General features: G+C 70.8%; 20 protein-coding genes. 5 read left to right on the top strand and 15 right to left on the bottom strand.

All coding sequences use genetic code 11. The annotated features are described in order from the left end of the window. Positions 1–55: 55 nt before the first annotated feature. The 8 genes from AB0C19_RS06060 to AB0C19_RS06025 all read right to left on the bottom strand — a co-directional run bounded on the left by AB0C19_RS06060 (position 56) and on the right by AB0C19_RS06025 (position 7,609). Entirely contained in the window at positions 56–667 is a 612-nt protein-coding gene (locus tag AB0C19_RS06060) for a TetR/AcrR family transcriptional regulator (RefSeq protein WP_357180140.1), read from the bottom strand. Between the two features lie 94 nt (positions 668–761). After that, positions 762–1,529 (bottom strand): SDR family oxidoreductase, encoded by a 768-nt coding sequence (locus AB0C19_RS06055; RefSeq protein WP_357180137.1) that lies wholly within the window; start codon positions 1,527–1,529, stop codon positions 762–764. 145 nt (positions 1,530–1,674) lie between these two features. After that, positions 1,675–2,961, bottom strand: a complete 1,287-nt coding sequence (locus tag AB0C19_RS06050; RefSeq protein ID WP_357180133.1) for an ABC transporter substrate-binding protein — start codon at positions 2,959–2,961, stop codon at positions 1,675–1,677. Between the two features lie 85 nt (positions 2,962–3,046). Next, positions 3,047–4,159: a branched-chain amino acid ABC transporter permease gene (locus AB0C19_RS06045; protein ID WP_357180130.1), complete on the bottom strand. Its 1,113-nt coding sequence runs from the start codon at positions 4,157–4,159 to the stop codon at positions 3,047–3,049. Then, positions 4,156–5,034 (bottom strand): branched-chain amino acid ABC transporter permease, encoded by an 879-nt coding sequence (locus AB0C19_RS06040; protein WP_357180127.1) that lies wholly within the window; start codon positions 5,032–5,034, stop codon positions 4,156–4,158. The genes AB0C19_RS06045 and AB0C19_RS06040 overlap by 4 nt, the downstream gene beginning before the upstream one ends. Positions 5,035–5,064: 30 nt before the next feature. Beyond that, a complete protein-coding gene (locus tag AB0C19_RS06035) occupies positions 5,065–5,787 on the bottom strand; it encodes an ABC transporter ATP-binding protein (protein WP_238682540.1) in 723 nt (240 codons plus the stop codon). After that, entirely contained in the window at positions 5,784–6,572 is a 789-nt protein-coding gene (locus AB0C19_RS06030) for an ATP-binding cassette domain-containing protein (protein ID WP_357180123.1), read from the bottom strand. The genes AB0C19_RS06035 and AB0C19_RS06030 overlap by 4 nt, the downstream gene beginning before the upstream one ends. A 137-nt stretch (positions 6,573–6,709) precedes the next feature. Beyond that, complete coding sequence (locus AB0C19_RS06025) at positions 6,710–7,609, bottom strand: alpha/beta hydrolase (protein WP_357180120.1); 900 nt, start codon at positions 7,607–7,609, stop codon at positions 6,710–6,712. Positions 7,610–7,793: 184 nt separating this feature from the next. Here AB0C19_RS06025 and AB0C19_RS06020 point away from each other — a divergent pair, with 184 nt between their 5' ends. After that, a complete protein-coding gene (locus tag AB0C19_RS06020) occupies positions 7,794–10,055 on the top strand; it encodes a catalase (protein ID WP_357180117.1) in 2,262 nt (753 codons plus the stop codon). Positions 10,056–10,120: 65 nt separating this feature from the next. Here AB0C19_RS06020 and AB0C19_RS06015 read toward each other — a convergent pair whose 3' ends face one another. Then, a complete protein-coding gene (locus AB0C19_RS06015; protein WP_357180715.1) occupies positions 10,121–12,157 on the bottom strand; it encodes a serine/threonine protein kinase in 2,037 nt (678 codons plus the stop codon). Positions 12,158–12,349: 192 nt separating this feature from the next. Then, positions 12,350–13,222, bottom strand: coding sequence for an LLM class F420-dependent oxidoreductase (locus AB0C19_RS06010; protein WP_357180114.1), 873 nt, complete (start codon positions 13,220–13,222; stop codon positions 12,350–12,352). 149 nt (positions 13,223–13,371) lie between these two features. Between AB0C19_RS06010 and AB0C19_RS06005 the strand changes: the two genes are divergently transcribed. Genes AB0C19_RS06005 through AB0C19_RS05995 form a run of 3 tightly spaced genes read left to right on the top strand, consistent with a single transcriptional unit; the run spans position 13,372 to position 16,696 of the window. After that, the gene (locus AB0C19_RS06005) at positions 13,372–14,535 is read left to right on the top strand and encodes an acyltransferase (protein ID WP_357180111.1); all 1,164 of its coding nucleotides are present in this window, start codon (positions 13,372–13,374) and stop codon (positions 14,533–14,535) included. Next, positions 14,532–15,674 (top strand): alanine racemase, encoded by a 1,143-nt coding sequence (gene alr, locus AB0C19_RS06000; RefSeq protein WP_357180108.1) that lies wholly within the window; start codon positions 14,532–14,534, stop codon positions 15,672–15,674. Before AB0C19_RS06005 ends, alr begins: the two co-directional genes overlap by 4 nt. Continuing rightward, a complete protein-coding gene (locus tag AB0C19_RS05995) occupies positions 15,671–16,696 on the top strand; it encodes a D-alanine--D-alanine ligase family protein (protein WP_357180105.1) in 1,026 nt (341 codons plus the stop codon). Before alr ends, AB0C19_RS05995 begins: the two co-directional genes overlap by 4 nt. 18 nt (positions 16,697–16,714) lie before the next feature. Here AB0C19_RS05995 and AB0C19_RS05990 read toward each other — a convergent pair whose 3' ends face one another. From AB0C19_RS05990 to AB0C19_RS05975, 4 genes are read right to left on the bottom strand one after another with little or no spacing between them, the layout of a single operon-like run. Further along, complete coding sequence (locus tag AB0C19_RS05990; RefSeq protein ID WP_357180102.1) at positions 16,715–17,218, bottom strand: hypothetical protein; 504 nt, start codon at positions 17,216–17,218, stop codon at positions 16,715–16,717. After that, positions 17,215–18,675, bottom strand: a complete 1,461-nt coding sequence (locus AB0C19_RS05985) for an ATP-binding protein (protein ID WP_357180100.1) — start codon at positions 18,673–18,675, stop codon at positions 17,215–17,217. Before AB0C19_RS05985 ends, AB0C19_RS05990 begins: the two co-directional genes overlap by 4 nt. Then, a complete protein-coding gene (locus AB0C19_RS05980) occupies positions 18,672–19,364 on the bottom strand; it encodes a response regulator transcription factor (RefSeq protein WP_238682549.1) in 693 nt (230 codons plus the stop codon). Before AB0C19_RS05980 ends, AB0C19_RS05985 begins: the two co-directional genes overlap by 4 nt. Before the next feature lie 16 nt (positions 19,365–19,380). Further along, the gene (locus AB0C19_RS05975) at positions 19,381–20,358 is read right to left on the bottom strand and encodes a phosphatase PAP2 family protein (protein WP_357180096.1); all 978 of its coding nucleotides are present in this window, start codon (positions 20,356–20,358) and stop codon (positions 19,381–19,383) included. 269 nt (positions 20,359–20,627) lie between these two features. Between AB0C19_RS05975 and AB0C19_RS05970 the strand changes: the two genes are divergently transcribed. Beyond that, positions 20,628–21,134 carry a winged helix-turn-helix domain-containing protein gene (locus AB0C19_RS05970; protein WP_357180093.1) on the top strand — a complete coding sequence of 169 codons (507 nt, stop codon included), beginning with the start codon at positions 20,628–20,630 and terminating at the stop codon, positions 21,132–21,134. A gap of 73 nt (positions 21,135–21,207) precedes the next feature. Here AB0C19_RS05970 and AB0C19_RS05965 read toward each other — a convergent pair whose 3' ends face one another. After that, a complete protein-coding gene (locus AB0C19_RS05965) occupies positions 21,208–25,632 on the bottom strand; it encodes a S8 family serine peptidase (RefSeq protein ID WP_357180090.1) in 4,425 nt (1,474 codons plus the stop codon). Positions 25,633–25,857: the final 225 nt, after the last annotated feature.

The raw sequence follows: 25,857 nt of genomic DNA, 5'->3' as shown, positions 1-25,857 counted from the left end.
TGTTACCCATCGGAAACCGAATGGAAAGAGGGGGCGATATCGGGCCGGGCCGGAATCAGTCGGGCGCGACCTCGGCCAGCAGGGCGCCCACGGTCCGGGCCATCACCGCGCGGGCCTGGTCCACGCCGAGACCGAGCCCGTAACGCAGCATCGACCAGGCCTGCCAGGTGCTCGCCGCCACCAGGGCGTTGAGCAACTGCTCGCGCCCCGGCCCGGCCTCGGCCAGCTCGACGGCGAAGAGCTCCTCGACCTCGTCGCGGACCCGTTCGATGTGCTTGAGACGGTTGCGGTGCAGCTGTTCGGAGACCGGCTCACGCATCTGCGCGGCCCGCGCCGACGACGCGATGAGCTGGAGCAGTCGAGCCCGCTGCCGGCAGTACGCGTCGACCCGCTTCGCCAATGGCAGCCCCGGTGAGATCGGCCGGTAGGCGGCGTCCTGCTGGCGGAGCACCTCCGCGCCGCTGGCCTCGAAGAGCGTCTCCATGTCCTTGAAGTTGGTCCAGAGGGTGCGCAGCGAGATGCCGGCCCGCTCGGCGATGCGTTCCCCGGTCGGGCGGAGGTCACCCTCGGAGATGAGCGCGAGGTGCGCCTCGACGATGGCGGCGCGGGTCCGCTCGGCGCGGGCGGTGCGCCCGTCGACCCGGCCCGCCACATCGACTGCGTCCATCCGCCCTCGCCCCCTCACCGCCACGACGTCCCCCGACGCACCGCCGAGTCTAGACAGCCGTTGATCAGCGGCTCCGGACGCTCCGCCGACGCCGTCATCCGGCCCGGCCGGTCAGCGAGACGCCGCCGTCGCAGACGATGGTCTGCCCGGTGATCCAACTGGCGTCGTCGGAGGCCAGGAAGGCGACCGCGCCGGCCACGTCCGACGGCAGACCGAGGCGCCCGAGCGGGTACCGCGCGGCGACCTCGGCCTCCCGCCCGTCGTAGAGGGCGGCGGCGAAGCGGGTCTTCACCACGCCGGGGGCGACCGCGTTGACCCGGACCGTCGGCCCCAGCTCCACGGCGAGGCTGGCGGTGAGGTGGTTGAGCGCGGCCTTGCTGACCCCGTAGCAGGCGATGCCGGGCGACGGGCCGAGCCCGGCGATCGACGAGACGTTGACGACGCAGCCACCGCGCTCGCTCATGCCGGCGGCGCAGACCTCCTGCACCCAGCCGAGCGCGGCGACCACGTTCACGTCGAGGATCTTGCGGGCCGCGGCCAGGTCCAGCTCGACCAGCGGGCCGTGCACCGGGTTGATGCCGGTGTTGTTGACCAGCAGATCCACCGGCCCGAACGCCGCGCTCACCTGGCTCACCGCGGCGGCCCGATGCTCGGGATCGTCGGCCCGACCCGGCACCGCGAGGGCGTGTGCCGAACCGCCCAGGGTGGCGACCGCCTCGGCCAGCCCTTCGGGACGGCGGGCGGTCAGACCCACCCGCGCGCCCTCGGCGACGAGGCGTTGGGCGATGGCCAGACCGATCCCCCGACTGGCGCCGGTGACGATGGCGACCCTATCCGCGAGTCGGCCCGAATATGCATTCACGGTGCAGATAGTAGGAGCGTCGATCGGTATCGGTCAACGCCTTCGACGATTGGTCGACAGGCCGCTCCGGCAGCACGCGCGCAGCAGTCCGACCGGGCGTGGTCGGGGGAAACCACGCCCGGTCGGACGTCGGGGCTGCGGGGCCTCAGGAGACGGTCGGCACCCCGTTCGCCGGCGGCGCGGCCGGGGCGACGGTGTACTCGTTGACCGCCCCGTCCGCCTCGTCCGTCTCGTACGCCGGCCCGAAGTAGGTCTGCACTCCCCCGCTCACCCGGCTCAACCGCTGGCCGCCGTACCCGGAGTGATCAGTGGCCGAGAAGCGCAGCGGCACCAGCCCGGGGCCCTGGAAGCCGCCCTTCTGCACTGCCCCCAGCACCTTCTCCCGGGTGAGGTCCTTGCCGGCGGCGAGCAGCGTCTGCACGAAGAGATAGCCGACCGACATGCCGTAGACGGTGTTGCCGTCGAACGGCGCGTCCCCGTTGTGCTCCTTGTTGACCTTCGTGAAGAGCTGGATCCACGGGTTCGCCGTGTCGTTCTGCATCGGCAGGTAGTTGGTGCCGACCATCCCCTCCAGCAGCGGCGCGGCGGCGCCGAGCTGCTTGGCCAGGGTCGGGTGGTCGGCGCCGACGTTGGAGACCAGCCACTGCGGCTTGAAGCCCAGCCGTGCCGCCGTGCCGACGGAGAGCGCTGTGAAGCCGGGCACTGTGGCGAGCACGACGACCTGGCAACCGGCCGCCTTGAACGCGCCGATCTGCGGCGCCACGTTGGTGTTGCTGGTGACGTACGTCTGCTTGACCGCCACGGCACCGGCGCCGAGCACCTTCTCCACGCCGGCCAGGCTGTCCCGGCCGAAGTCGTCGTCCTGACCGAGGAAGCAGACCTTCTGGCCGGCCAGGTTCGCCTTCGCGTAGTTGGCGAGGATCTTGCCCTCGACGGTGTAGTCCGGGTTGAACCCGAACGTGCCCGGATACTTGTCCGGCTGGTCCCAGCTGCGGCTACCGGAGGCGACGAAGAGGTCTGGCACCCGGTTGCTCTTGAGGAAGTCGAGCACACCGGTGTGCGTCGGCGTGCCCAGACCATTGAGGACGGCGAAGACCTTGTCCTGGAGGACGAGCTGACGGACCACCTGCTGGGTGTTCGCCGGGTTGTAGCCGTCGTCCATGATCTTGTAGGTGATCTTGCGGCCGTGCACTCCGCCGTTGGCGTTGACGTAGTCGAAGTACGCCTTCGTCGCCGGAGCGATCTTCGAGTAGCCGGCCGAGGCCGGACCGGTCAGCGGCATGTGGGTGCCGACGACGATCTCGGTGTCGGTGACGCCCGGCACCGACGCCCCGCCGGAGCCGGGGCCGTCGTCGCCGCTACAGCCGGCTGCGGTGATGAGCAGGGCAAGGGTGCTGGCGATCGCGAGGCCGCGATGCGCTTTACGGTGCATGGGAAACACCGACCTTTCTCGGTCCGGTTGTCTGTGGGAACGGTGTGGTGGTGGGGCGCCCGGCCGAGGCCGGACCGAGGACAGCTCAGGAACGCCGGGTCGGCCGCCTGGCCAGCAACGCCCGGCCGAGACGCGACAGCAGACCCTGCACACCGCCGGGGGCGGCGATCATGACGACGATCAGGGTGAGACCGAAGATCGCCAGGGGGAGGTTGCCCTCCAGCCGCTGCGCCACAGCGGGCGAGAGCGTGAGCATCTCGGTCACCGAGTGGGTCAGATCGGGCAGGGCGACCAGCAGGACGGCCCCCCACAACGCGCCGGTCAGTCGACCCAGGCCACCGATCACCACGGCCATCAGCAGGAACAGCGACAGGGTCAGCGAGAACGCGCCGGGTGAGACGCTCTGCGCGAGCACCGCCAGCAGCGCGCCGCCGAGCCCGGCGGTGGCCGCGCTGACCACGAACGCGAGGACCTGGGTGCGGGCCACGTGGATGCCGGCGAGGCGGGCCGCCACCTCGTCGTCGCGGACCGCCCGGAAGGTACGCCCGTACCGGCTGCGGACCAGATTCGCCAACAGCAGCAACGCGAGCAGGGTGGCCGCGCCGGTGACCCAGAGCTGCCACCGCTCGTACGGGAAGTACGGGCCGAGCGACAGCGGCGGCGGCTCCACCGGCACCGACAGCCCCTGCTCGCCGTTGAACACGCCGTCGAAGGTGACAGCCAGCGCCGGCACCACCACTGCCACCGCGAGGGTGACCCCGGCCAGATAGGGGCCGCGCAGGCGGGCCGCGGCCACACCGACCACAGCGCCGACCGCGACGGTGCTGACGATCGCCGCGGCCAACGACAGCGGCAACAGCCAGCCGCCGGTCATCCCCCGGTCGGCGAACGCGGTCTGGCACAGCGCCACCGTGTACGCCCCGGTGGCCATCAGCGCGCCGTGCCCGAGCGACAGTTGACCGTTGAGCCCGGTGAGGACGGTCAGCCCCGCGGTCGCGCAGAGGTAGGCGGCCACTGTGGCGAGCTGGAAGTTGCGGAACGGCTCGACGGAGTAGCTGAGCGCCACCAGCAGCAACCCTGCGGCCAGCACCACCGCGAGGTGGCGCAGCAGTGTGGAGCCGCGTCGCCGGTCGACCGGTCGGCCGCCCGGGTCGTCGAGCTGCTCCGTCGGCGGCACTGCCGCCTTCGTGGCGCTCACACCCGCCTCGCCGCGACCGGGGCGAACAGCCCACCGGGCCGGACCAGCAGCACCGCCAGCAGCAGGACCAGCACCGCGAGCGGGGTGAGGTCACTGCCGGCGTAGCCGCTCACGTAGGAGAGCAGCAGCCCCACCACCAGCCCACCGACCACCGCCCCCGGTGGACTGTCCAGCCCGCCGACCACCGCCGCCGTGAACGCCGAGACGAACACCAGGTCCATGGCGTGCGGGTGCAGGCCCAACTCGGTCGGCAGGACCAGCATGGCGGCCAGCGCGCCCACCCCGGAGGCGAGCGCCCAGCCGAGGGTCAGCATCCCACCGACGTTGACCCCGAGCAGCCGGGAGACCTCCGGAGCGAAGGCCGCCGCGCGCATCCGCAACCCCACCGGGGTACGCGCGAACATCCAGGCCAGGCCACTGACCACCACGCCGATCGTGGCGAAGACGAACAGGTCGTACGGGGACAGCACGGCGACCCCGCCCACAGTGAGGGCGGAGCGGCTGAACGGGGCCTCGGCGGGGCGGAACTCGCTGCCGTACACCATGCCCAGCACGGCCTGGATCAGCAGCACCAGCCCGAGCGCGACGATCACCGGGTTGAGCGGTGAGGCGTGATCGACGTGCCGCATCACCACCCGGTCCACCAGCGCACCGAGCAGCAGGCCGGTGACGATCGCGACAACGAAGCCCAGCCAGTAGGAACCGGTGGCGGTGCTGACCGTGTAGGCGACGTACGCGGCGGCGACGGCCATCGCTCCCTGGGCGAAGTTGACGACCCGCGCCGCCCGCCAGATGAGCACCAGGGCCAGTGCGAACGCGGCATACACCGCGCCCCGGGACAGGCCGTCGACGGTGAGGAAGACGAAGCGGTCCAACAGTTCTCCCTCCGGGGGACGAGGTGGTGGTCAGAAACCGAGGTAGGCGTGGCGCAGGTCGACGTCGTCGCGTAGCTGCACCGCCGGGGCGGCGATCACCACCCGACCGAGGGACATCACGACGCCCTGGTCGGCGACGGCGAGCGCGCTGCGCACGTTCTGCTCGACCAGCAGGACGGTCAGCCCGGTGCGGTCGCGCAGTTGGCGGAGCAGGGCCATGGTCCGGGCGACCACCCGTGGCGCCAGGCCGAGCGACGGCTCGTCCAGCAACAGCAGACGGGGCCGGCCGACCAGGGCCCGACCGAGCGCGAGCATCTGCCGCTCCCCGCCGGAGAGCTGGTGACCGAGGTGCCGGCGGCGTCGGGCCAGCGGCTCGAAGAGCTGGTAGACCTCGTCGAGCGCCCGCCCGGCGTCGGCCCGGTCGCGTCGCCACAGCCCGCCCAGCCGCAGGTTCTCGTCGACGGTCAGCTCGCTGATCACGCCCCGGCCCTCCGGGACGTGCGCCATGCCGCGTCGGACGAGCTGCTCCACCGGCGTACCGCGAAGGTCCTCCCCGGCCAGCAGGACCTGACCTGCGGCCGGGCGGATCATGCCGGAGAGCGCGCGCAGGAGGGTGGTCTTGCCGGCGCCGTTGGCGCCGACGACAGCGGCGATCGTGCCGGCCGGGATGGTGAGGTCGATGGCCCGCAACACGGGCGCGGCGCCGTAACCGGCGACCAGCCCCCGCACGACCAGCAGATCGGTGCCGCTCATGGGGAGACCTCTTCCTCGACGGTGGCACCGAGGTACGCGTCGGTGACCGCGGGGTCGTCGCGGATCTCGTCCGGGGCGCCGGCGGCGATGACCCGACCGAAGTCGAGGACCACGAGCTCGTCGCAGACGGCCATCACCAGGTCCATGTGGTGCTCGACCAGGAGCACGGCGCAGGGGTCGGTGTCCCGTCGGGGCAGTTGCCGGACCAGCTCCGCCAGCTCGGCGATGTCGTCCGCCCCGAGGCCACCGGCCGGCTCGTCGAGCAGGAGCAGCCGGGGCCGGGCGGCGAGCGCGCGGGCCAGGGCGACCCGCTGGCGCACGGCGAAGGGCAGGGTGGCCGGCGCGGCCCCCGCGTGCTCGGCGATGCCCAGCTCGTCGAGGATGGCCAGGGCGTCCGCGCGCAGCCGGCGCTCGTCGCGGTCGCTGGCCGGCAGCCCGAGCAGCGCCGGGACGAAGCCGGCACGGGCGGTGTGCGAAGCGCCGGTCATCACGTTCTCCAGCACGCTCAGCCCGGCGAAGAGCCCGGTGCCCTGGAGGGTCCGGGCGATGCCGAGCCGGGTCAGCCGGTGCGGCCGTGGCCGCAGCGGCCGGCCGTCGAGGGTGAGTGAGCCCGTCTCCGGTGCGACGAAGCCGCAGATCACGTTGAACAGCGTGGTCTTGCCGGCGCCGTTGGGTCCGATGACGCCCACCACCCGGTTGGGTGGCACCCGCAGGGACACGTCGTCGAGGGCGGTGAGGCCGCCGAAACGGACGCCGATGTGGTGCAGTTCGAGGCCGCGCTCCATCACCCATCCCTCTGTCGTGGCGGGTGTTTATTTACACTCGCAGTGTACGTTTCTCGGGTTTGGCGTCAAGACCTTCAATGCCCCCTTTACGCACGTGGACGGGGCGGCCGCCAGCGGCGACCGCCCCGTGACCGCCGTCAGGCGCTGGGACAGGTGTTGCGGTACTCCTGGATCTGCGAGCCGCTCGGGCCGGGGCAGAGGAACTGCTCGTAGCGGGTGTCGTCGTCGACGAACCGCTTCAACCAGGCCACCATCTGCCGCGCGGTCGGCGTGTTGGTGGTCTGCGGGAAGAAGTGGCTCGCCCCGTTCAGCTCCAGGTACGCCTTCTCGGCGGACGCCGGGATGCTGTTGTAGAAGGGCACCGAGTGCGACGAGACCGGCGCGACGCTGTCGCTCTCCCCACCGACGATCAGCGTGGGCACCCGTAGCTCGGACCAGCTCTTGTCCAGGTTCCACGGTGCCAGCGGCACCGCGGCCTGCAACGACGGCCGCGACGAGGCCGCCTCCAGGCTGCCCCCGCCACCCATGGAGTGACCGGCCACAGCGAGTCGACTGCTGTCGATCCGGGTGCGCACCGAACTGCGCTGGGTCAGGTAGTCCAGCGCGGCGAGCAACTGCCGGCCCCGGCTGTCCGGCTGGTCCAGGCGACTGTTGGTCTCGATGCCGATCACCACGAAACCGTGCGAGGCGATGCGTGGTCCGAGCCAGCTGATGCTGGACCAGGCGGCGGTGTAACCGGGCGAGATGGCGATGGCGCCGAAGGTGCCCTCGCTGGTGCTGGTCGGGTAGTAGATGACGCCGCCGCCGAAGCCGGTGACGCTCAGCGAGGACACGCTCTGCGAGGACGTCGCGAACGGGCCGCGGCTCGCCTCCAGGATCGCTGTGGTCGGGGCGGGGCCTCGCTCGTACGGGCCGGCGGCCTGGGCGGCGCCGGACGATCCGGCCACGACGCCGCCGGCGGCCAGGACGGCGGCCAAGGCGAGCCGGGTGGCACGGGCTGCGACGGAACGGGGACGGGTGGTGGTTGGTGAGGACACGTCGGGCACTCCCTAAAGTCGAGGGATATCGACGTATGTCAGTTTTGGCTGCCTGGCCGATCCCGGCATCGGCGAAATCACCAGTCCCGGCGCAGGATGCCGAGATGAGTCGTGTTTCGACCCTCTGACCTGGGGTAGCAGGGCAGGCGCCGGCCCGCACACGCGCCATGGAGAGGTTCATTCAGTGGATTCCAGCAAGCCCGCCGAGGCGGTCAAGAACGTCGTGAAGACCGCCTCAGGAAAGATCGCCGACGCCCTCACCCCCGACATCCCCGGTGCGCCGGGGAGCGCGCCGCCACCGATCGAGGAGCCGACGACGCCGCACGACCCGCTGCCGCCGAAGCCGGAACAGGGGGCACCGCAGACGCGCACGCCGACCGGCGCGGAGACCGGCGCGCCGACGATCGCGAACGGTCAGCAGGGGGCCTACCTCACGACAGCGAACGGGGCACGGCTGCGCGACACCGACCACTCGCTCAAGGCCGGCCCGCGCGGCCCGGTGCTCCTCCAGGACCACCACCTCCGCGAGAAGATCACGCACTTCGACCACGAACGCATTCCGGAGCGCGTGGTGCACGCCCGGGGCGCCGGCGCGCACGGTGTCTTCACCGCGTACGGCACCGCCGAGGCGGTCACCCGTGCCGGCTTCCTCAAGAAGGGCCGTGAGACCGACGTCTTCGTCAGGTTCTCCACGGTGCTCGGTTCGCGGGGTTCGGCCGACACGGTCCGCGACACCCGTGGCTTCGCCACGAAGTTCTACACCGACGAGGGCACCTTCGACCTGGTCGGCAACAACATGCCGGTCTTCTTCATCCAGGACGCGATCAAGTTCCCGGACATCATCCACGCCGGCAAGCCGCACCCCGACCGGGAGATCCCGCAGGCGCAGAGCGCCCACGACACCTTCTGGGACTTCGTGTCGCTGCACACCGAGGCGCAGCACCACACCATCTGGAACATGTCCGACCGGGGCATTCCGCGTTCGTACCGGACGATGGAGGGCTTCGGCGTGCACACCTTCCGCCTCGTCAACGAGGCTGGGGAGACGGTGCTGGCCAAGTTCCACTGGAAGCCGAAGCTGGGCGTGCACTCACTGACCTGGGAGGAGGCCCAGCTGCTCGGCGGCATCGACCCGGACTTCCACCGACGCGACCTCTACGACGCCATCGAGGCCGGCGCGTACCCCGAGTGGGAGCTGGGCATCCAGGTCTTCCCGGACACCCCCGAGGAGACCTTCGACGGGATCGACCTGCTCGACCCGACGAAGATCGTGCCGGAGGAGCTGGCCGAGGTGCAGCCCATCGGGAAGCTGGTGCTCAACCGGACGCCCACGAACTTCTTCGCCGAGACCGAACAGGTCGCCTTCCACCTCGGTCACCTGCCCCCAGGCATCGACGTCACCAACGACCCGCTGTTGCAGGGCCGGCTCTTCTCGTACCTCGATACGCAGCTCACCCGGCTGGGCGGGCCGAACTTCACGCAGATCCCGATCAACCGCCCGCACGCCGACGTGAACGACATGCTGCGCGACGGCTTCCACCAGCACGCCGTGCACGGCGGCGTCGCACCGTACCGACCGAACTCGCTCGACGGCGGCAACCCGTTCCCCGCCGGGGACGCCGAGCACGCCTTCGTCGACGTGCCGGTCACTGTCGCGCAGGCACCGAAGGTACGCGCCAACCCCGCCTCGTTCGACGACCACTACAGCCAGGTCCGTCTGTTCTGGCTGAGCATGTCGCCGGTCGAGAAGGAACACATCATCCGGGCGTACACCTTCGAGCTGGGCAAGTGCTACCACCAAGCGATCAAGGAGCGCCAGCTGCAGAGCCTCGCCAACATCGACCCGGTGCTGTGCGAGCAGGTAGCCGCCGGCCTGGGCCTGCCCGCACCCCAGCCGACAGTGCCGCTCCCCGACGTCACGCCCAGCCCGGCGCTGTCGCAGGTCGGTCGGGAGTGGCCGAGCGATGGCCGCACCGTCGGGATCGTCGTCGACCCCGACGGCGACCTGGACGGCGTCGACGAGGTCCGCCAGGCGGTGTTCAGCGCGGGTATGGTGCCGCTGCTGATCGCCCCGCACGGCGGCCTGGTGGGTGACCTGCCGGTGCAGCGCACCTTCGCCACCGGCCGGTCGGTCGAGTTCGACGCGGTCCTGCTGGCCGGAGCACCGGCGCCCGCACCGGACGCCCTGCCCGCCCGCGACGCCAAGGCGGGCACGCCAGACCCGGCAACCGTCGACCCCCGCGTGCTGCTGCTCGTCGAGGAGTGCTGGCGGCACGCCAAGGCGATCGGCGCCTGGGGCGCCGGCGTCACAGTGCTGGAGCAGGCCGGCGTCGCCGGCACCCCGGGCGTCGTGGCGGCGGGCTCGGGCGCCGAGGCGCTGACCGCTGTGCAGCAGTTGATGGCCGCGCACCGGGTCTGGGAACGATTCCCCGCAGCGGTCGCCTGACCCCACCACCGACGAGGGCCGTCCTCCGCAGCACCGGGAGGAGGGCCCTCGTCGGCGTCCTGGCGCTATCGCCGGGTCCACTGCAGTTGGCTCGTGCCGGCACTACAGCTGCGCTGCTCGATCATCGCGCCGTTCGCGGTGCTCTGACCGACAGTGCCCAGGCACAGTCCGCTGTGCGCGTTGACGAGTTGCCCGGCCTCGTTCAGTGTGAACTGTTGCGCCGGGGTCGTGTTGCAGGTGGTGAGCTGGATCGCCGCTCCGGCGTCGCTGGACGCGGAGAGCACGTCCAGGCAACGCCCACCCAACTGCACGCTCCGGTCCGAGCGCATCGCCCAGAGCTGGTGGGAGGCGCGGGCGTCCCGGCAGTCCCAGATCCCGAGCCGGACCGGGTCGGGTGATTCCGGCGCGCTCACGTCCAGGCACCGCTTGCTCGCCACCCCGACGAGCCGGTTGCCCGACCGCGCCGGGGGCACGCTCGGGGTCGGTGACACTCGACGGTCCGGCGTGGCCGACGGGGTGGCCCCACCCGCCGTCGACGCCGGCCGGAAGCCCGCGGTGATCTCCCGGAACGCGTCCGTCCCGGCGACCTCCCAGGCGGACTCGGGTGTCAACCAGGCGATGCGGTAACCCTGACGCTTCTCCGTCGTGAAGGTGCGCTGGCGCCCGCGCATCGCGGTACCCGCCTCGCTGGTGTAAACCCACTCCAGGTCGGCTGCCTTGAGCTGGTAGTTGACGGCGAGCAGCTCGACCCGGCGGTAGTCGCGGTACCGCTCACCGACGGCCGGGCCGGCCAGTTCGGCCAACGGGTCGTTGCGCGGCGAGTCGGTCTGGCTGACGACCAGCATCCGTTCGCCGCCCGGCTCGTGCAGTTCGACCCGCTGCCCGCGCCGGACGATCTGCCAGTCGCGCGGCGCCGGCATCGAGAAGCCGCTGCTGTCCCGGTAGACCGACCACGAGATCGGTCGGAGCGCAGCGGTCGTCGGTGCGGCAGCGGGCGTCGACGGCGCACCCGGCACTGCGGCGTCCACCAACTCGGCCCCTCCCCCGGCCGGCCGCGACGCACGGCGGGTGGCCAGCGGAACCCCGACCGCCAGGCCGAGTGCGACCACTGCCGCGAGGCCACCGAGAAGCCAGGTCCGCCGTCGGCGGGCCGGTCCCCGACCGGCACGATCCGCGGCCACCGGGGCCGACGACCGGGGTACGTCGGGAGTGTCGACCGGATGGGCCGTGATCGCCGTTGACGCGGCGGGCGCCGGACGCCACGTCACCGCTATGGGCGGCCGGGGTGTGCCGTCCAGCGCCGTCCGGAGCAACTGCTCGGCCGCGTCCGCGTCCATCCGCTCGGCCGGGTCCTTGCGCAGCAGACCGGCCAGCACCGGCGCGAGCGGTCCCGCCCGTCGCGCCGCGGGCGGCGGCTCGGTGACCAGGGCGGTGAGGCTCATCAGACTCGACGGCCGGGCGTACGGCGACTGGCCCTCGACGGCGGCGTACAGGGTCGCGCCGAGCGACCAGAAATCCCCCTCCGGACCCACAGTGCCCCGCATGGCCCGTTCGGGAGAGACGTACGCGGGCGAGCCGAGCACCACACCGCTGAGGGTGAGGTTCACGTCCTCGACGGCGGTGGCCAGGCCGAAGTCGGTGAGCACGATCCGGTCGTCCGCACCGACGAGGATGTTCGCCGGTTTGACGTCGCGGTGCATGATCCCGGCGCGGTGGGCGGCGCGTAGCGCGCCGAGCACGGCCAGCCCGATCTCGGCCGCCCGCACCGGCGGGACGGGACCGTCGGTGGTGATCGTGTCGTGCAGCGAACGGGACGGCACGTACTCCATCACGATCTGCGGGTCACCGTCGGCGCTCAACAGCACATCGAAGACCCGGACGACGTTGACGTGGTCGAGTTGCGCGATTGCCCGTGCCTCCCGAAGTGACCGGACCCGCAATTCCTGTCGCGCCTCAATGGTCAGACCAGGGGGCGGAACGATTTCCTTGATGGCGACGTCCCGTTGCAGCATTCGGTCGCGGGCTTTCCACACTCGACCCATTCCACCCTGGCCGATGAGCTCGACGACGTCATACCGATCGGTAACAAGAAGCGGCAACATCTGCGACACCCGGAGAGGCTACCTGGCACGTCGTCGAACAATTTCCGGCAGTCGAAGCGAACCACCGGATGTGATTCGGCTCATTCGCGCCGACGACGTCGTTTGTGGAGCCACAGACGGTGTGGGCGCGCCGTTGAGCCACCAGGAATTGGCTATTTGTTCACGATGGCACCCACACCGGTCGAGGCGGAATCAACCGATGTCGGCCAGCCGGGGCAGCACCTCGTCGCCGAGCCGCCGGGCGAACTCGATCGGGTCCCGATCCGGCGTCACCTGCACCTCGCTCACCCCGAGCGCGGCGTACTCGGACACCTCGGCGAGGAACGCGTCGGTGTCGTCCAGCGGCGCCTGGGCGGCGACCACCGTCTTCTCGATGGTGTCGTAGTCGCGACCCTCGGCGGCGCAGTGCCCGCGCAGCACATCCAGCTTGCGCGCGATGTCGTCGCTACCGCTGCGGCCGAACAGGTTGCAGGCGTCGGCGTACCGGGCCACCAGCAGCAGGGTCTTCTTCTCGCCGCCACCACCGATCATGATGGGCGGTCGCGGGCGGCTCAACGGCTGCGGCGAGTTGATGGTCTCGGCGAGCTGGTAGTGCTTCCCGTTGAACGGGCCGTCGTCGGCACTCCACATCTGAAGGCAGATGCGCAGCGTCTCCTCCAACCGCTCGAACCGCTCGGCCACCGGGACGACCGGCACACCCAACCCGAGCTGCTCCCGCTCGTACCAGGAGGCGCCGATGCCGAGGCGGGCCCGGCCGCCGGAGAGCACGTCGAGGGTCGTCACGGTCTTGGCGAGCAACCCCGGGTAGCGGTACATCACGCCGGTGACCAGTACGCCCAGCGTCATCCGCTGGGTCATGGCCGCGACGTAGCCGAGCGTGGTGTACGCCTCCAGCATCGGCTCGTCGGCCGCGAACACCGCGTCCATCTGGAAGAAGTGGTCCATCACAGTGAACGACGCGACGCCGGCCTGCTCGGCGACTGTCGCCGTCTGCGCCAGGGTCGGTGCGATAGCGGCCGGGTCGGCCGGAGTCGAGTAGTTCCAGTAGTGCAGCCCGAGCTTCATGTTCGACACCTCCGCAACGAGCCTAGTGCCGCCTGGCGTCCGCCGGGGGCGGCTCCGAACCGCCTACGGATCGGGTCCGACGGCGTCCATTACCGGACCATGACAATTCGTGGATCACGTGCGGATATCCGGCTGGCAGCTTTCGGTGAGTGATCCAACAGCTCTCTCCCACCGAATCCCGGCCCGCCGAGCCGGAGCCCGACGCGCCACGCGTCCGGTTCCGCCACCGCCAACGGACCGGATCCACCTCTGCCTCCGCGACCGCACCCGCCGCCGGATCACACCGGGCGCAGTGGGCCGATGCCGCGAAGGGCGTCTGCATCATCCTCGTCGTCCTGTGGCACGTCGTCGTGAAGGACTACCTCCAGATCGACTGGCACATCGGCGTACCGGTGCCGGGCTTCTGGGGAACGCTGGGTGAGCAGTTCCTTCCGCTGCGGATGCCGTTGTTCTTCACCATCTCGGGCGTCTTCGCGGCGAACGCCGCCCAGCGGCCGTGGCGGGTCGTCGCCCGCAGCCGGATCGCCGGGTTCCTCTACCTGTACGCCGTCTGGCTGCTGATCCACACAGTGGTCCTCGCCGCCGCACCGGAACTGCCGACCGACCGGGCCACCTCGGCGCTCGGCCTGCTGGAGCAGTTCACCATCACGCCGTCCAACCTCTGGTACCTGTACGCCCTGGCGCTGTACTTCACGATCGCCAAGTTGACCCGCCGGGTGCCCCGGGCGCTGGTCCTGGTCCCCGCCGCCGCGCTGTCCGCCGTCGCCGCCGCCGGCCTGCTCGACACGCCGGGCAACCGCGCCGGCCTCTACCAGAATCTGATCTTCTTCCTCGCCGGCCTGTACCTGCGGCCGCAGATCCAGCAGTGGGCCGCCACCGCCACCCGCCGCCGGCTGTTACTGACCTCGGGTGGCTACGTCCTGGCGCTCGCCGCGATGGCGGCAACCGGCGCCCAGCAGTGGTTCGGGGTATGGCCGGCGGTCTCCGTGGTGGCAGTGATCTTCGGCATAACCGCCGCTGCCCGGCTGTCGCGGTGCTCGGCGCTCAGCGAACCGCTGGCTAGGCTCGGCCGCATCACCCTGCCGATCTACGTCATTCACATGCCGGTCCTGGCCCTGCTGCACCGGCTGTTGCTCGCACCGGTTTCCGGGCTGGGTGGGTCCGCTCAGGGCCTGATCGTGCTCGGTTATCCGATTCTGCTGAGCGGGCTGGTGATCGCTCTGAGCCTGGCCGTTCACCGCGGGCTGCTGGCGGCTCGCGCGGGCTGGCTGTTCGCGCTGCCCGGCTCGCGACGGGTGGAGGCGGCCGGATGAGCGCCCTCGCCGAAGCCCTGATCGACCTGGACGCGATCGCCAGCAACGTGCGGACGATCGCGTCGGTCACCGGCACCGGACTGATGGCCGTGGTGAAGGCCGACGGGTTCGGCCACGGCGCGGCGCAGGTGGCCCGGGCCGCGCTGCGCGCCGGCGCCTCCTGGCTGGGAGTGACCTCGACGGCCGAGGCGCTGACCCTGCGCGAGGAGGGTGTGACAGCGCCCACGTTGAGCTGGCTGCACGGCCCGGATGACGACTTCGGTATCTTGATCAAGAGTGGCGTCGACGTCGGCGTGTCCACGACGACGCACCTGCACGCCGTCGCCGACGCGGCCCGTCTGCTCGGCGTACCGGCGATGGTGCAGCTCAAGGCGGACACCGGGTTGTCCCGCAACGGGGCCGCCGGCGACGACTGGCCCGAGTTGGTCGGTTGGGCCCGCAAGTACGAGCGAGAGGGTGGGATCCGGGTGCGCGGGGTGTGGTCCCACCTCGCCGACGCCGACCTGCCGGGCGCCCCCGCGCTCACCCGTCAGGTGGCGACCTTCGAGGAGGCGCTGCGGACCGCACGGTCGGCCGGCCTGGCTCCTGATCTCGTTCACCTGGCCAACTCGGCGGCCGCCCTCTCCGCACCGCGGACCCGATTCGACCTCTGCCGGATCGGGATCGCCCTCTACGGCGTGGACCCGTTCGGCGTGAGCGGTCCGGGCGAGTTCGGGCTGCACCCCGCGATGACCCTGCGCACGAGCGTTGTCAACGTCAAGCGGGTGCCGGCCGGCACTGGCGTCTCCTACGGGCCCGAGCACGTGACCGGCGCACCGACCACGCTGGCGCTGCTGCCGCTCGGTTACGCCGACGGGCTGCCCCGGGCCGCGGGTGGCCGCGCCTCGGTGTGGCTCGCCGGCCGGCGGTGCCCGATCGTCGGGCGCATCGCCATGGACCAGTGTGTGGTCGACGCCGGGGATCTTCCCGTGACGATCGGCGACCCGGTCGTGGTGTTCGGCCCGGCCGAGGGCGACCAGCACCCTCCGACGGTCGTCGAGTGGGCCCGCTGGGCCGACACCAACCCACACGAGATCTTGACCGGCATCGGGGCCCGGGTGGCCCGCGAGCACCTCCACGGAAGGGCACGGAACTCATGACAACCCGACTGGCAGTGCTGTACGGCGGGCAGAGCGGCGAGCACGAGGTGTCCTGTCGCTCGGCGGCGAGCATCCTCGCCCACCTGGACCGTGAGCGGTACCAGGTGACCGAGGTGCTCATCGACCGCGAGGGCGGGTGGCACGTCGGCGGTCGACCGACGCCTCTGCCTGCGGCGTTGCGCGTCCTTCGTGCCCAGGACGTGGTCTTCCCGGCCCTGCACGGCCCGTACGGCGAGGACGGCACCGTGTCGTCGCTGCTGGAGTGGCTCGGCGTGCCGTACGTCGGCAACGGTGTCTTCGCCAGCGCCGCCGGCATGGACAAGGGGGTCACCAAGCGGCTCCTCGCGGCGGAGGGCCTGCGGGTCAGCCCGGGGGTGACCCTGCGTCCCGGTGAGGCCCTGTCGCCCGAGGACCAGCGTCGGCTGGAACTGCCGGTCTTTGTCAAGCCGGCCCGGGCCGGGTCGAGCCTGGGCGTCGTCAGAGTGGACGACTGGGCGGGAGTTCCCGCCGCGCTGGAACAGGCCCGCCAGGTCGACCCGAAGGTGCTCGTCGAGCAGGGGGCGCGGGGACGGGAGATCGACGTGGCGGTCCTCCAGCACCCGGACGGCCGGGTACAGGCCGGCCCGCCGCTGGAGATCAGCGTGACCGGCGCCGGCTTCTTCGACTACGACGCGAAGTACGACGGCGGGGCGATCTTCCAGATTCCCGCCCCGCTCGACGCGGCGACCACCGAGGTGCTTCAGGACCGTGCGATTCGCGCCTTCCAGGCCCTCGACTGCCGTGGGCTGCTGCGGGTCGACTTCTTCCTGCCCACCGAGGGGTCGCCCGAGCCCATCGTCAACGAGGTCAACACGTTCCCCGGCTTCACCGCCGCGTCCCAGTTCCCGCAGATCTGGCAGCAGGCCGGTATCGGCTTCGCCTCCCTGATCGACATCCTGATCGCCGGCGCGCTGGCCGATGAGGACCACGGCCACCACAGCGGGTTGCCCCGGCCGGAACGCGCGGTCGACCATCTGGTGTGAGTCGGCGGGCGTGCCCGGTCACCTGATCGGGCACGCCCGGGGCGCTTGGACGCCGTCCGACCCGACGATCGTGACGGTGGTGGCGGTGTTCGCCGCGCTGACCTGCGCCGCGGCGGCGACCGTCGTGCAGATGATCTGGTCGACCGCGTGCGCTGACAACGCCTGCGCGGCGATGTTCGCCCGCACCGTGAGGTCACCGGCCTGATCGGCTCCCGCCGTCACAGTGACCGGGTCGAGGCCGGCCGGAACGTCGCTGGTGAAACCCTGGGCGCGTTCGTTCTCCTGCGGACCGGCCGCGAGCAGCGAGAGCGCGGCGGCGGGCGACGGGTCCCCGTTGACCGGGCGGAGGACCAGCACCAGTTCGCCGTGCGCGAGCAGGTAGAGCCAGTTGCCCTGGGCGGGGCCGCTGATCGGCGGACGGCCGGTGATGACAGCGCTGGGTCGTACCCCACACCCCGCCGCGACCAGCGTCAGAAGCAGTCCGCCGGCGAGCAGCGCGCGGCCCGTCCGTCGGCCGGTCACCGGGCACCTCCGGTGTCCGCCGTTTCGCGGGGCAGGCGGAGGGTGAACACCGCGCCGCCGTGGGTGCCGTTGCCCGCGACGAGACTCCCCCGGCGCTCGCCGTGGCGGTGCAGGCGCGCGTTCTCCCAGGAGATGGCGAGGCCGAGACCGCTTCCCTCGGAGCGGGTTCGTGCGGTGTCGGCCTTGTAGAGGCGGTCGAAGACGTGTGGCAACACCTCCGGGTCCAGTCCCGGCCCCCGGTCGGCCACCTCGATGGTGACCCAGTCCCGGTCGGCGCTCAGTCGCACCGACACCGGCTCGGCACCGTGCCGGAAGGCGTTGCCGACCAGGTTGGCGACGATGACGTCCAGTCGGCGGGGGTCGAGTCGAGCCACGATGCCGGGTGGCAACTCCGCTCGTACCCGGTCCAGCCAGCCGCGGATCCGCAGGGTCGCTGTCACCGCCGCGGCCACGTCCACGTCGTCCAGGGCGAGCCGCGCGGTGCCGGAGTCGAACCTGCTGATCTCGATCAGGTCGTTTACCAACTGGGTGAGGTTCTGGGTCTCCTGGCTGACCAGCCGGGCGGCCCGGCCCGCGTCTCCGGGCAGGTGTTCCGCCTCCTCGTCGAGCACGTCGGTGACCGCCGTCATCGCGGCCAGCGGCGTCCGGAGTTCGTGCGAGACGTCGGCCACGAAGCGGCGGGCGTCGGATTCCAACCGCCGCAGCTCGCCGACCTGCCGCTCCAGCGTGCCCGCTGTGTCGTTGAAGGTCCGTGCCACATCCGCCAGCTCGTCGGCACCCCGAACCGTCAACCGGGTGCTCAGGTCGCCCTCACCGAGGCGGCGCGCCGCCCGGCTGAGGTCGCGGACGGGTCGCAGGACGCCGCGGGCGGACAGCAGGGCCAGCAGGACGGCGAGAACCAGGGACAGGCCACCGGTCCACCACGCCCTGGTGGCGAGCTGGTCGACGCTCTGCTGCTCGGGAACGAGATTGCGCACCGAGTAGACCTCCACCCCGGACGGGCGGGACGTGCCGTCCGGGCGGTCGAGCGCCAACTGGGTACCGATGAGCAGCGCGGGTTGTCCGGCGAGCGAGACCCGTTGCCAGGCGATGCGACCGTCACGGACCTTCTGCCGCAGCTCGGGGGTGAGCGGGTCGGCGAATTCGCCGCCGCCCTGTGCCCGCATGTCCCGGTAGACGACCACCGCGAAGCTCTCCCGGTCACTGAGGCGCTGGGCCAACAGTTCTAGGTCGTCCTGGGTCGGCGGAAGCTGGGCGATCGGGTAGACCTTGGTGAGCTGGTCGGTCAGCGACATCACCGCGGCGTCCTGCGCCTGCTGGAGGATGACGGTCCGAGCCTGGAAGTAGCTGCCACCGGCCACCGCCACCGTCGTGGTCACGCCCAGCAGCGCGAACGCCAGGACGAGCCGGACCCGTAGACCCGAGACCCATGCGCCGACCCGGCGCCACTGTGTCACAGCGGCCCGAACCGGTATCCGAAACCACGCACGGTCTGGATGTAGACCGGTGCCGACGAATCGGCCTCGATCTTGGCGCGTACCCGCTGGACGCACGCGTCCACGAGTCGCGAGTCGCCGAGATAGCCGTGCTCCCAGACGGCCTCCAGCAGTTGCTGGCGGCTGAGAACCTGGCCCGGCGTGTGCGAGAGTTCGAGCAGCAGCCGCAGCTCCGTCGGGGCGAGGCTGACCGGCGTCCCGTCCTTGCTGACCACCAGCGCGGCCCGGTCGATGGTCAACTCACCGTGCTGTTCCAGGCCGGTCCGCTCGCCGCCGCGCCGCGAGTCGCCACCGGTCCGTCGCAGCACCGCGCGGATGCGCGCCTCCAGCACCCGGGCCTGCACGGGCTTGACCACGTAGTCGTCGGCGCCAGCCTCCAGGCCCGCGACCACGTCCATGTCGTCGTTGCGGGCGGTGAGCATGATGATCGGCAGGTCGCCGAGCTGCCGGATCCGGCGGCAGACCTCGAACCCGTCCATCCCGGGCAGCATGAGATCGAGGACCACGACATCGGACGGGGTCGTGCGCAGCCGCTCCAACCCCTGCTCACCGGTGCCCACGGCATGCACGGTGTGGCCCTGTCGGGTGAGCGCCAACTGCAGTCCGTCGCGCACCGTCTGGTGGTCTTCGATCAACAGCACCTGGGACATGTCGTCAAGTATCCCATCATGAGATCTTTCGGGTTTCGGTCGTTGGCGGTGGCTGCGTGGGGCTCCGCGGGGAGAGCGGCACCGCGAAATCCGTCGAACGCACCAGGAACACCACAGCGCCCACCAGGAACATCGTCGACGCGGCCGCGGCCACAATGGCGATCAACAGGCCGCGCTGCACCGACGCGGCCAGACCGGGAACAACCACCAGCAGCGCCCAGACCAGGACGACCAGCCCAACCCCCGCCTCGGCCAGCCTGCGCCAGAGGCTGCCACCGTCCGAACCCCCGGTCGTGTCGCGGCCGTCGGACCAGGTCGCCAACGCTGCCGCCGCCAGGCAGAACACTGTCACCCCCAGCAGTACGCCACCGAGCACGTCACTGAACCGGTGCCAGCCCGCGATCATCGTGGCGGAGGCGATCACCGAGACACCCGCCGCGCCCGGCGCCGCCAGCCAGCGCCGGGCCCACCCGGGCAGGACCAGCATGAACGCCAGTAGCAGGGCGGTCGCCGCCGCGACATGGCCGCTGGGGAAGCTGTTGTGAGTGGTGGAGCTCAGGATCTGGAGATCCGGGCGGGGCAGCTCCGATTTCACCGCGCCGGCCAGCAGCACCGCGCAGACGACCATGCCCACGCCGACGACCCCCGCCACCAGCCGGCGACGGAGCACACCCAGCAGCAGCACCACGCCGAGCAGGGCCGCGATGAGGCTCGGGCTGCCGAAGGTGGCCAGCACGGTCTTGGCCGGGCCGACCAGCACTGTCTGCTGCTCGTACCCTCCGCCCCGCTCGGCGCGCGGCAGGAGCACCCCGTCCAGCCACTGCCCGGGGTACGTTCGCACGAAGACGGCGGCGGTGAGGGTCAGGGCAACCAGACCGGACAGCGCCGCCGCGAGCAGTCGAAGCCCCAGTGGCACCGCCGCGCGGGCGTGGGGCAGCGGTCGCGCCGGACCGGGCGTCGACCGCCCGACGGAGTACAACGATCCGATGGACATGGCGACCATGCTCGCTTCGGCAGGTCCGTACCCCGTCCGCGAATTGTCTTGGTTCTGTCACAACCACTCCCACCGCTTCCGGAAAAGCGGATCGTCGGCGGTGGGCCGGGTGGACCTGGACGGCGCCGCGGGATTCACATGCTTACATGCAACTATGTTTTACCCAGCCGAGATCAGCCACCACTAGGGTCAGGACGCCGATCGATATTTCGGTCGGCGGCGCGAAAAATCCATCCGGAGTGAGTTGGGGAACCGGAAGGTGTTGGCACATGCAGGGAATTCCAGTGGCCAGCCTGGTCATCGGCATCGCATCCTCGCCGGCCGAGCGGCGACATCTGGCCCGGCTGCTCGGCGGCAGTGACGCCTTCCTGATCGTCTCGACAGTCGACCAGGCACGAGAGTTCCTCGGGGTGGTCGAGGCGCCTGCCGCCTCGGCTCCCCCGACCACTGTGGCGCTCGCCGAGGTGGCGCCGAGCCCACAGCCACCACCACCGGATCTGGCCGTGGACTCCGACCGCCGGGTGCTGCGGTGGCGCGACCAGGAGATCGACCTGACCCGGTTGGAGCACGACGTCCTGCTCTGCCTGGTGCACGCGCCCGGTCAGGTCTGGACCTACGAGCGCCTGCACCTCGAGGTCTGGGGCAACCGGCACCTCGGCCGGGGCTCCGACATGCACTCGGTGATCCGCCGGGTGCGCGGCAAGCTCGCCAGTCTCAACGCCACGGCGACGATCCACTCGGTACGCGGCGTCGGCTTCCGGCTCGCTCCCGTCTGATCACCCCGGGCGCGGTCCGGCCCGCCTGGTCGGGGACCAGGCGGGCCGGACTTCTTCGGCTAGTGCTCAGGCGTCAGCACTTGATGGGCGCCAACCCGAAGTTCTCCACAGTCGGAGCGGCGGTGTCGATCCTGGTCTGACGGGTCTGCGGCTTCCAGCCGTCCTTGGCCACGATCATCGTGAGTGGATTGTTGCGGCGGTCCACCCAGTAGGCGTACTTGCCCTCGGCGTCGGTGGCGAAGGTGTACGACGCCGCCCACGAGTCGACCTGCACGACCGCGCCGGCGAGCGGCGCTGTCGCACCCTGGCAGCTGGTGCCGGTGACCGTACCCATGAGCTTGCCCCAGGTCTTCGGGGGGTTCGCGGTCATGGTCACCGCGACCGGCGCCACCGAGTACGGGGTGTTCTCGGAGATCGCGACCGCGCCGGAGTAGGTGCCCGGCTGGTCCACGTTCGCCGTCAGACCGACGGTGACAGTGACCTTCGCACCCGGTGCGAGGGTGACCGCCGACTTGTCGATGGTCATCCAGCTGACGTCGGCGGCCGACTCGGAGCATCCCTCGAAGCCCGGGAGCACCTCGCTCTCCGGAGCCGCGTTGAAGCTGCCGGACGAGCCGCCGATCTTGTAGAAGCCGCACGCCGCGCCGCCGCGGTACCGCGCGGTGTTGGCGTTGGGCAGGTTGGACCACGAACCGGCGGCCGGGTCGAAGGCGAAGCCGGCGTTGCTGATGGCCCCACCCTGCGAGCCACCGACGACGAGGAGCTTGCCGCTGGCGACGGCGTACGAGCTGGCCCAGTTGTCGGCCGGCGCGTCGGCGACGGCGGTCCAGGTGTTGGCGCCCGGGTCGAAGGCGTAGCTGGACTTCTGCGCGACGGAACCATCGTTGCCGCCGGTGCAGTAGAGGACGCCGTCGATCCCGCCGCAGGAGGCGAAGGCCACCGACTTCGGGTAGTTGGCCATCGCCTCCCACTTGTCACCGGTCGGGTCGTACCGGACGACGCTGTTCGACATCGGCAGACAGGCCGCCGTCGTGCAGCCACCGACCGCGTACAGCTTGCCGTCGACGACGGCCTGACCGGCCGCGGCCCGCGGTGCCGGGTTGTCGGCCAGTTCCGTCCAGGTGTTGGCCCCCGGGTCGTACGACCAGGTGGCGGAGTCCGGGCCGGCGTCGCCCCAGCCACCGCTGACAATGATCTTGCCGTTCACCACGCCCGCTGTCACTGCGTTACGCGCGCCGGGAAGGTCGGCGATCGCCGTCCAGGTCTGCGCGGCCGGGTCGTAGGCGTAGTTCTTGGTGGTGGAGGCCTCACCGTCGCCGCCACCGATCGAATACACCTTGCCGTCCAGGTTCACCACCCGGTTGTCCATGATCGTGGCCGGGTAGTTGGCGATGTCGGTCCACGGCGCCGCCTGCGGGCCGGCCGCCGCGGCAGCCGCCTTGGCCTCCTTGCCGGACGCCTTGGCGGCGAACGACGTCGGTACGGTGAGCCGCTGCTCCGGCGCGCCGCTGGACCCGAGCACCTGCTGCCGGGTGACAGTGGAACCGTCCGCCCGCAGGAGTTCGAACCCGTTGTCCCGCTCACCGAACTTGAACTCGACCGGCGCGCCGCCGGTGTTGGTCACCGTGAACGTCTTACTCGTCTTGCCGTTGGGCATCTGGAGCGTCGCGCTCAGCTGCGTCGGCGTCACCGCCAGTCGACCGGCCGCGAGCTGGAAGTTCGCGGTGGTCGCCCAGTCGGCCTCGACGTCGACAGGCTTGGTCTGGCTGACGTAGTTGCCGGCGGTCGCCGTGAACGGGTGCTCGCCGGTCAGCGACGAGTAGAGCCAGTAGAAGCCGTCCGCCAGCCCCGGGTCGTCCGGGGTCGCCACTGTGACGGCCTTCTCGGCGGGCCGGTCCTTGCTGGTGACTGTCGCGCCGTTGACGTAGCTGTTGTCGTTCTTGTCGCGGACGTTGCCGACGACCAGACCGCCGTCGACCGGCACGCAGGTGACCTGGCTGCCGATCAGGACGTTGTCGACCTCCCACCACCACTCGTACGAGGCGTCGTAGTAGTGGAACCGAACCTGCACCTGCGCCTGGCCGGCCGCCTGCGGGATCGGAATCTCGGTCAGCTTCGGTCCCCGGACGTCGGTCTCCTGCCGGAGCACGTTGGTCCAGGTGGCACCGCCGTCGATGCTCAGATCCACGTCGGCGGTGTCGTCGTTGAGCTGGTTGAAGTCCTGGTTGAACCGGATGACCGGGGCCGTGACGCTGGTCAGGTCGACCACCGGGCTGACCAGGGAGGTGTCCTGGCTGGTGCCGGCACCGTAGTTGTCGCTGTCGATCATCGCGAAGTTGCCGGTGCCGCCGGTCAGGTTGCCCCGGTCGCCGTCGTCGGTGAACTTCCAGACCTGACCGCTGCCCGCGTTGTCAACGACGGTCCAGCCGGCCGGCGTGGTAGTGGCGTCGAAGGTCTCGTACTCACCGTCGGAGCCGGTCGTGTACCCCGGCGCGGTGGTGCAGACGCTGCTGTCCACCGGCACCGCGACATTGGCGGTGGCGTTGCCCGAGCCGACAACGACCTCCTTGGTGACGGTCTGGTAGCCCGGGTACTGCGGCTCGTACTTCAGGGTGTACGTCTGGCCGGCCGGCAGCTTGATGCTGTAGCGACCGTTCGACGGGGTGGTGTAGTCGTAGACACCGGACACGCCCGTCACTGTCACCTTCGCGTACAACGGCCAGCCGTGGCCGGAGCCGTCGGTGACCGCTCCGCTGACGGTGACACTCGGCACCGCCGTGAGGGCGACGTTGAGCGTCGTGGTGGCACCCTTCGCGACCGTTGCCGTCCTGGTGGTGCTGGCGTACCCGAACGCCGCGACGGCGACCTGGTAGTCGCCGACGGGCAGTTGGGTGGAGAACGTGCCGTCGGCACCGGTGGTCAGCTCACGATCGGACGCGCCGGTCAGCGTCAGTGTCGCGCCGGCGATCGGGGCGCCGGAGGTCGCGTCGGTGACAGTGCCGGCCAGCGTGCCGATGTCGCCGGTCGGGGCGGCGTTGAGCAACGCGAGGGCGTCCAGTCGGCCTTCGCCGTAGACGTTGTTGTCGGCGGCGGTGCCACCACACTGGTCGTCGGCCTTGTCGATCGCGGCGCCGTTGAGCAGCGCGCGGGTCGCGTTGACGTCGCCGACCAGCGACGGTGCCGCCGAGTACAGCAGCGCGATCGCGCCCGCGAGGTGCGGTGAGGCCATCGAGGTGCCGCTGATGCTGCCGTAGGCGCTGCCCGGGATGCTCGACCGGACGTTCACGCCCGGGGCCGAGATGTTGGGCTTGATCTCGCCGTTCTGACCGGCGCCGCGCGAGGAGAAGCCGGCGACGTTGTTGTTGCTGTCGTACGCGCCGGTCGAGTAGTTGCTGACGAGGCTGCCCGGCGAGCCACTGGTCTGGCAGGCCGGCCCGCTGTTGCCGTTGGACCAGGCGCCGAATATCCCGGACGCGGCCCAGGCGTTCGTCACGTCCTCCATGAACGGCTCGTTGGACGGGTCCTGGGTGCCCCAGGAGTTGTTGATGACGTTGGGGCGCTTGCTCGCGTCCGCGTTCTGACCGTTGAGGTCCAGCGGTTCGAGCATCCACTGACCGGATTCGACCAGAGCGGCGTCACTGGGGCAGCAACCGTTCGCCGCGATCCACTTGACCCCGGGGGCGACACCGATCTGGTTCGCGCCGTCGGAGCCGGCCATGGTGCCCATCGTGTGCGTACCGTGGCCATCGTCGTCACAGGGGGCGGTGGCGCAGGCCCCGGTGGCGTTGGCGGCGTTGAACCAGTTGTAGTTGTGGTCGAACGTCCCGTCGCCGTTGTTGCCCCGGTAGGAGTTCACCAGCGCCGGGTGGTTGAACTGCACCCCGGTGTCGATGTTCGCGACGGTGATGCCCTCGCCCTTGACGCCGTACTGGGACCAGACGTCGTCGGCGTTGATGTTGGCGATGCCCCACTCCAGGGCGTTCACCGTCTTCTCGTCGGTGCCCTTGGTCGTCTCCGGCACCTTGTACGCGACCGGCGCGTAGAGGCCCTCGACCTCCGAGTGCCCGGCGAACTTCTTGGCCATCGCCAGCGAACCGCTGTTCACCTTGATGGCGTTGGTGGCCCAGAAGGTCTGGTACTTGGTGCCCGAGCTGTCGAGGTCGGCCCGGATCTTGCCCTGGCTCGCGGCGGCGGTCTTGCGCAGCGCGTCCGCCACCGCCGTACCACGCTTCGACCAGTCAGTGATGGCGCTGGCCTTGCTCAGGTCCGCCCGGTCCTTGAACCGAATCCAGAAGTCCCCTTCACTCTTGGCCTGGAGCTGCTTGGCGAGCTCCGGTCGGATCTTGTCCCCGGTCTGGGCGCCCGCCCCCATCGCACCGCCCGGCGCGGCCTGCGCGCCCGAGCTGATCGTGGCCAAGCATGTCGCGGCGAGGATCGTCGCCGCGCCGGCGCTCACCAGTGATCTGGCCGCGCGCCGCCATTGTGGACGTCTGAACATCGGTGCTGCCTCCCTCAGAACGACCCAGGGTGTAATGGGCCATGGTGAGACCTCCCCCATGCACCGCGCGGGTCACGCCGGTTGCCCGAGTGGACACTATGATCGAGAAGAACGGACGATCAAGAACTTGCCGTGAGCAACTTGTCGCTAAGAGTTGCCCTGGCTGGCGGCACGCTTGCCAATCATTGTCAGAACCGTGACGAGAGCTGGGCAGGGATGCCCATC

The sequence above is a fragment of the Micromonospora sp. NPDC048842 genome (assembly GCF_040649935.1).
In the GTDB taxonomy this organism is placed as follows: Bacteria; Actinomycetota; Actinomycetes; order Mycobacteriales; family Micromonosporaceae; genus Micromonospora; species Micromonospora hortensis.
Note: the sequence above shows the minus strand (reverse complement) of the source record. Positions and strands in the feature narration are given on the sequence as shown.

Bases quoted from the DNA above. Each gene is read 5' to 3' on its own strand.
- AB0C19_RS06050 (WP_357180133.1), bottom strand. From the start codon at position 2,961: ATGCACCGTAAAGCGCATCGCGGCCTCGCGATCGCCAGCACCCTTGCC.
- alr (WP_357180108.1), top strand. From the start codon at position 14,532: ATGAGCGCCCTCGCCGAAGCCCTGATCGACCTGGACGCGATCGCCAGC.
- AB0C19_RS06035 (WP_238682540.1), bottom strand. From the start codon at position 5,787: ATGAGCGGCACCGATCTGCTGGTCGTGCGGGGGCTGGTCGCCGGTTAC.
- AB0C19_RS06010 (WP_357180114.1), bottom strand. From the start codon at position 13,222: ATGAAGCTCGGGCTGCACTACTGGAACTACTCGACTCCGGCCGACCCG.
- AB0C19_RS05980 (WP_238682549.1), bottom strand. From the start codon at position 19,364: ATGTCCCAGGTGCTGTTGATCGAAGACCACCAGACGGTGCGCGACGGA.
- AB0C19_RS05995 (WP_357180105.1), top strand. From the start codon at position 15,671: ATGACAACCCGACTGGCAGTGCTGTACGGCGGGCAGAGCGGCGAGCAC.
- AB0C19_RS06015 (WP_357180715.1), bottom strand. From the start codon at position 12,157: ATGTTGCCGCTTCTTGTTACCGATCGGTATGACGTCGTCGAGCTCATC.
- AB0C19_RS06030 (WP_357180123.1), bottom strand. From the start codon at position 6,572: ATGGAGCGCGGCCTCGAACTGCACCACATCGGCGTCCGTTTCGGCGGC.
- AB0C19_RS05970 (WP_357180093.1), top strand. From the start codon at position 20,628: ATGCAGGGAATTCCAGTGGCCAGCCTGGTCATCGGCATCGCATCCTCG.
- AB0C19_RS06060 (WP_357180140.1), bottom strand. From the start codon at position 667: ATGGACGCAGTCGATGTGGCGGGCCGGGTCGACGGGCGCACCGCCCGC.
- AB0C19_RS05975 (WP_357180096.1), bottom strand. From the start codon at position 20,358: ATGTCCATCGGATCGTTGTACTCCGTCGGGCGGTCGACGCCCGGTCCG.
- AB0C19_RS05965 (WP_357180090.1), bottom strand. From the start codon at position 25,632: ATGTTCAGACGTCCACAATGGCGGCGCGCGGCCAGATCACTGGTGAGC.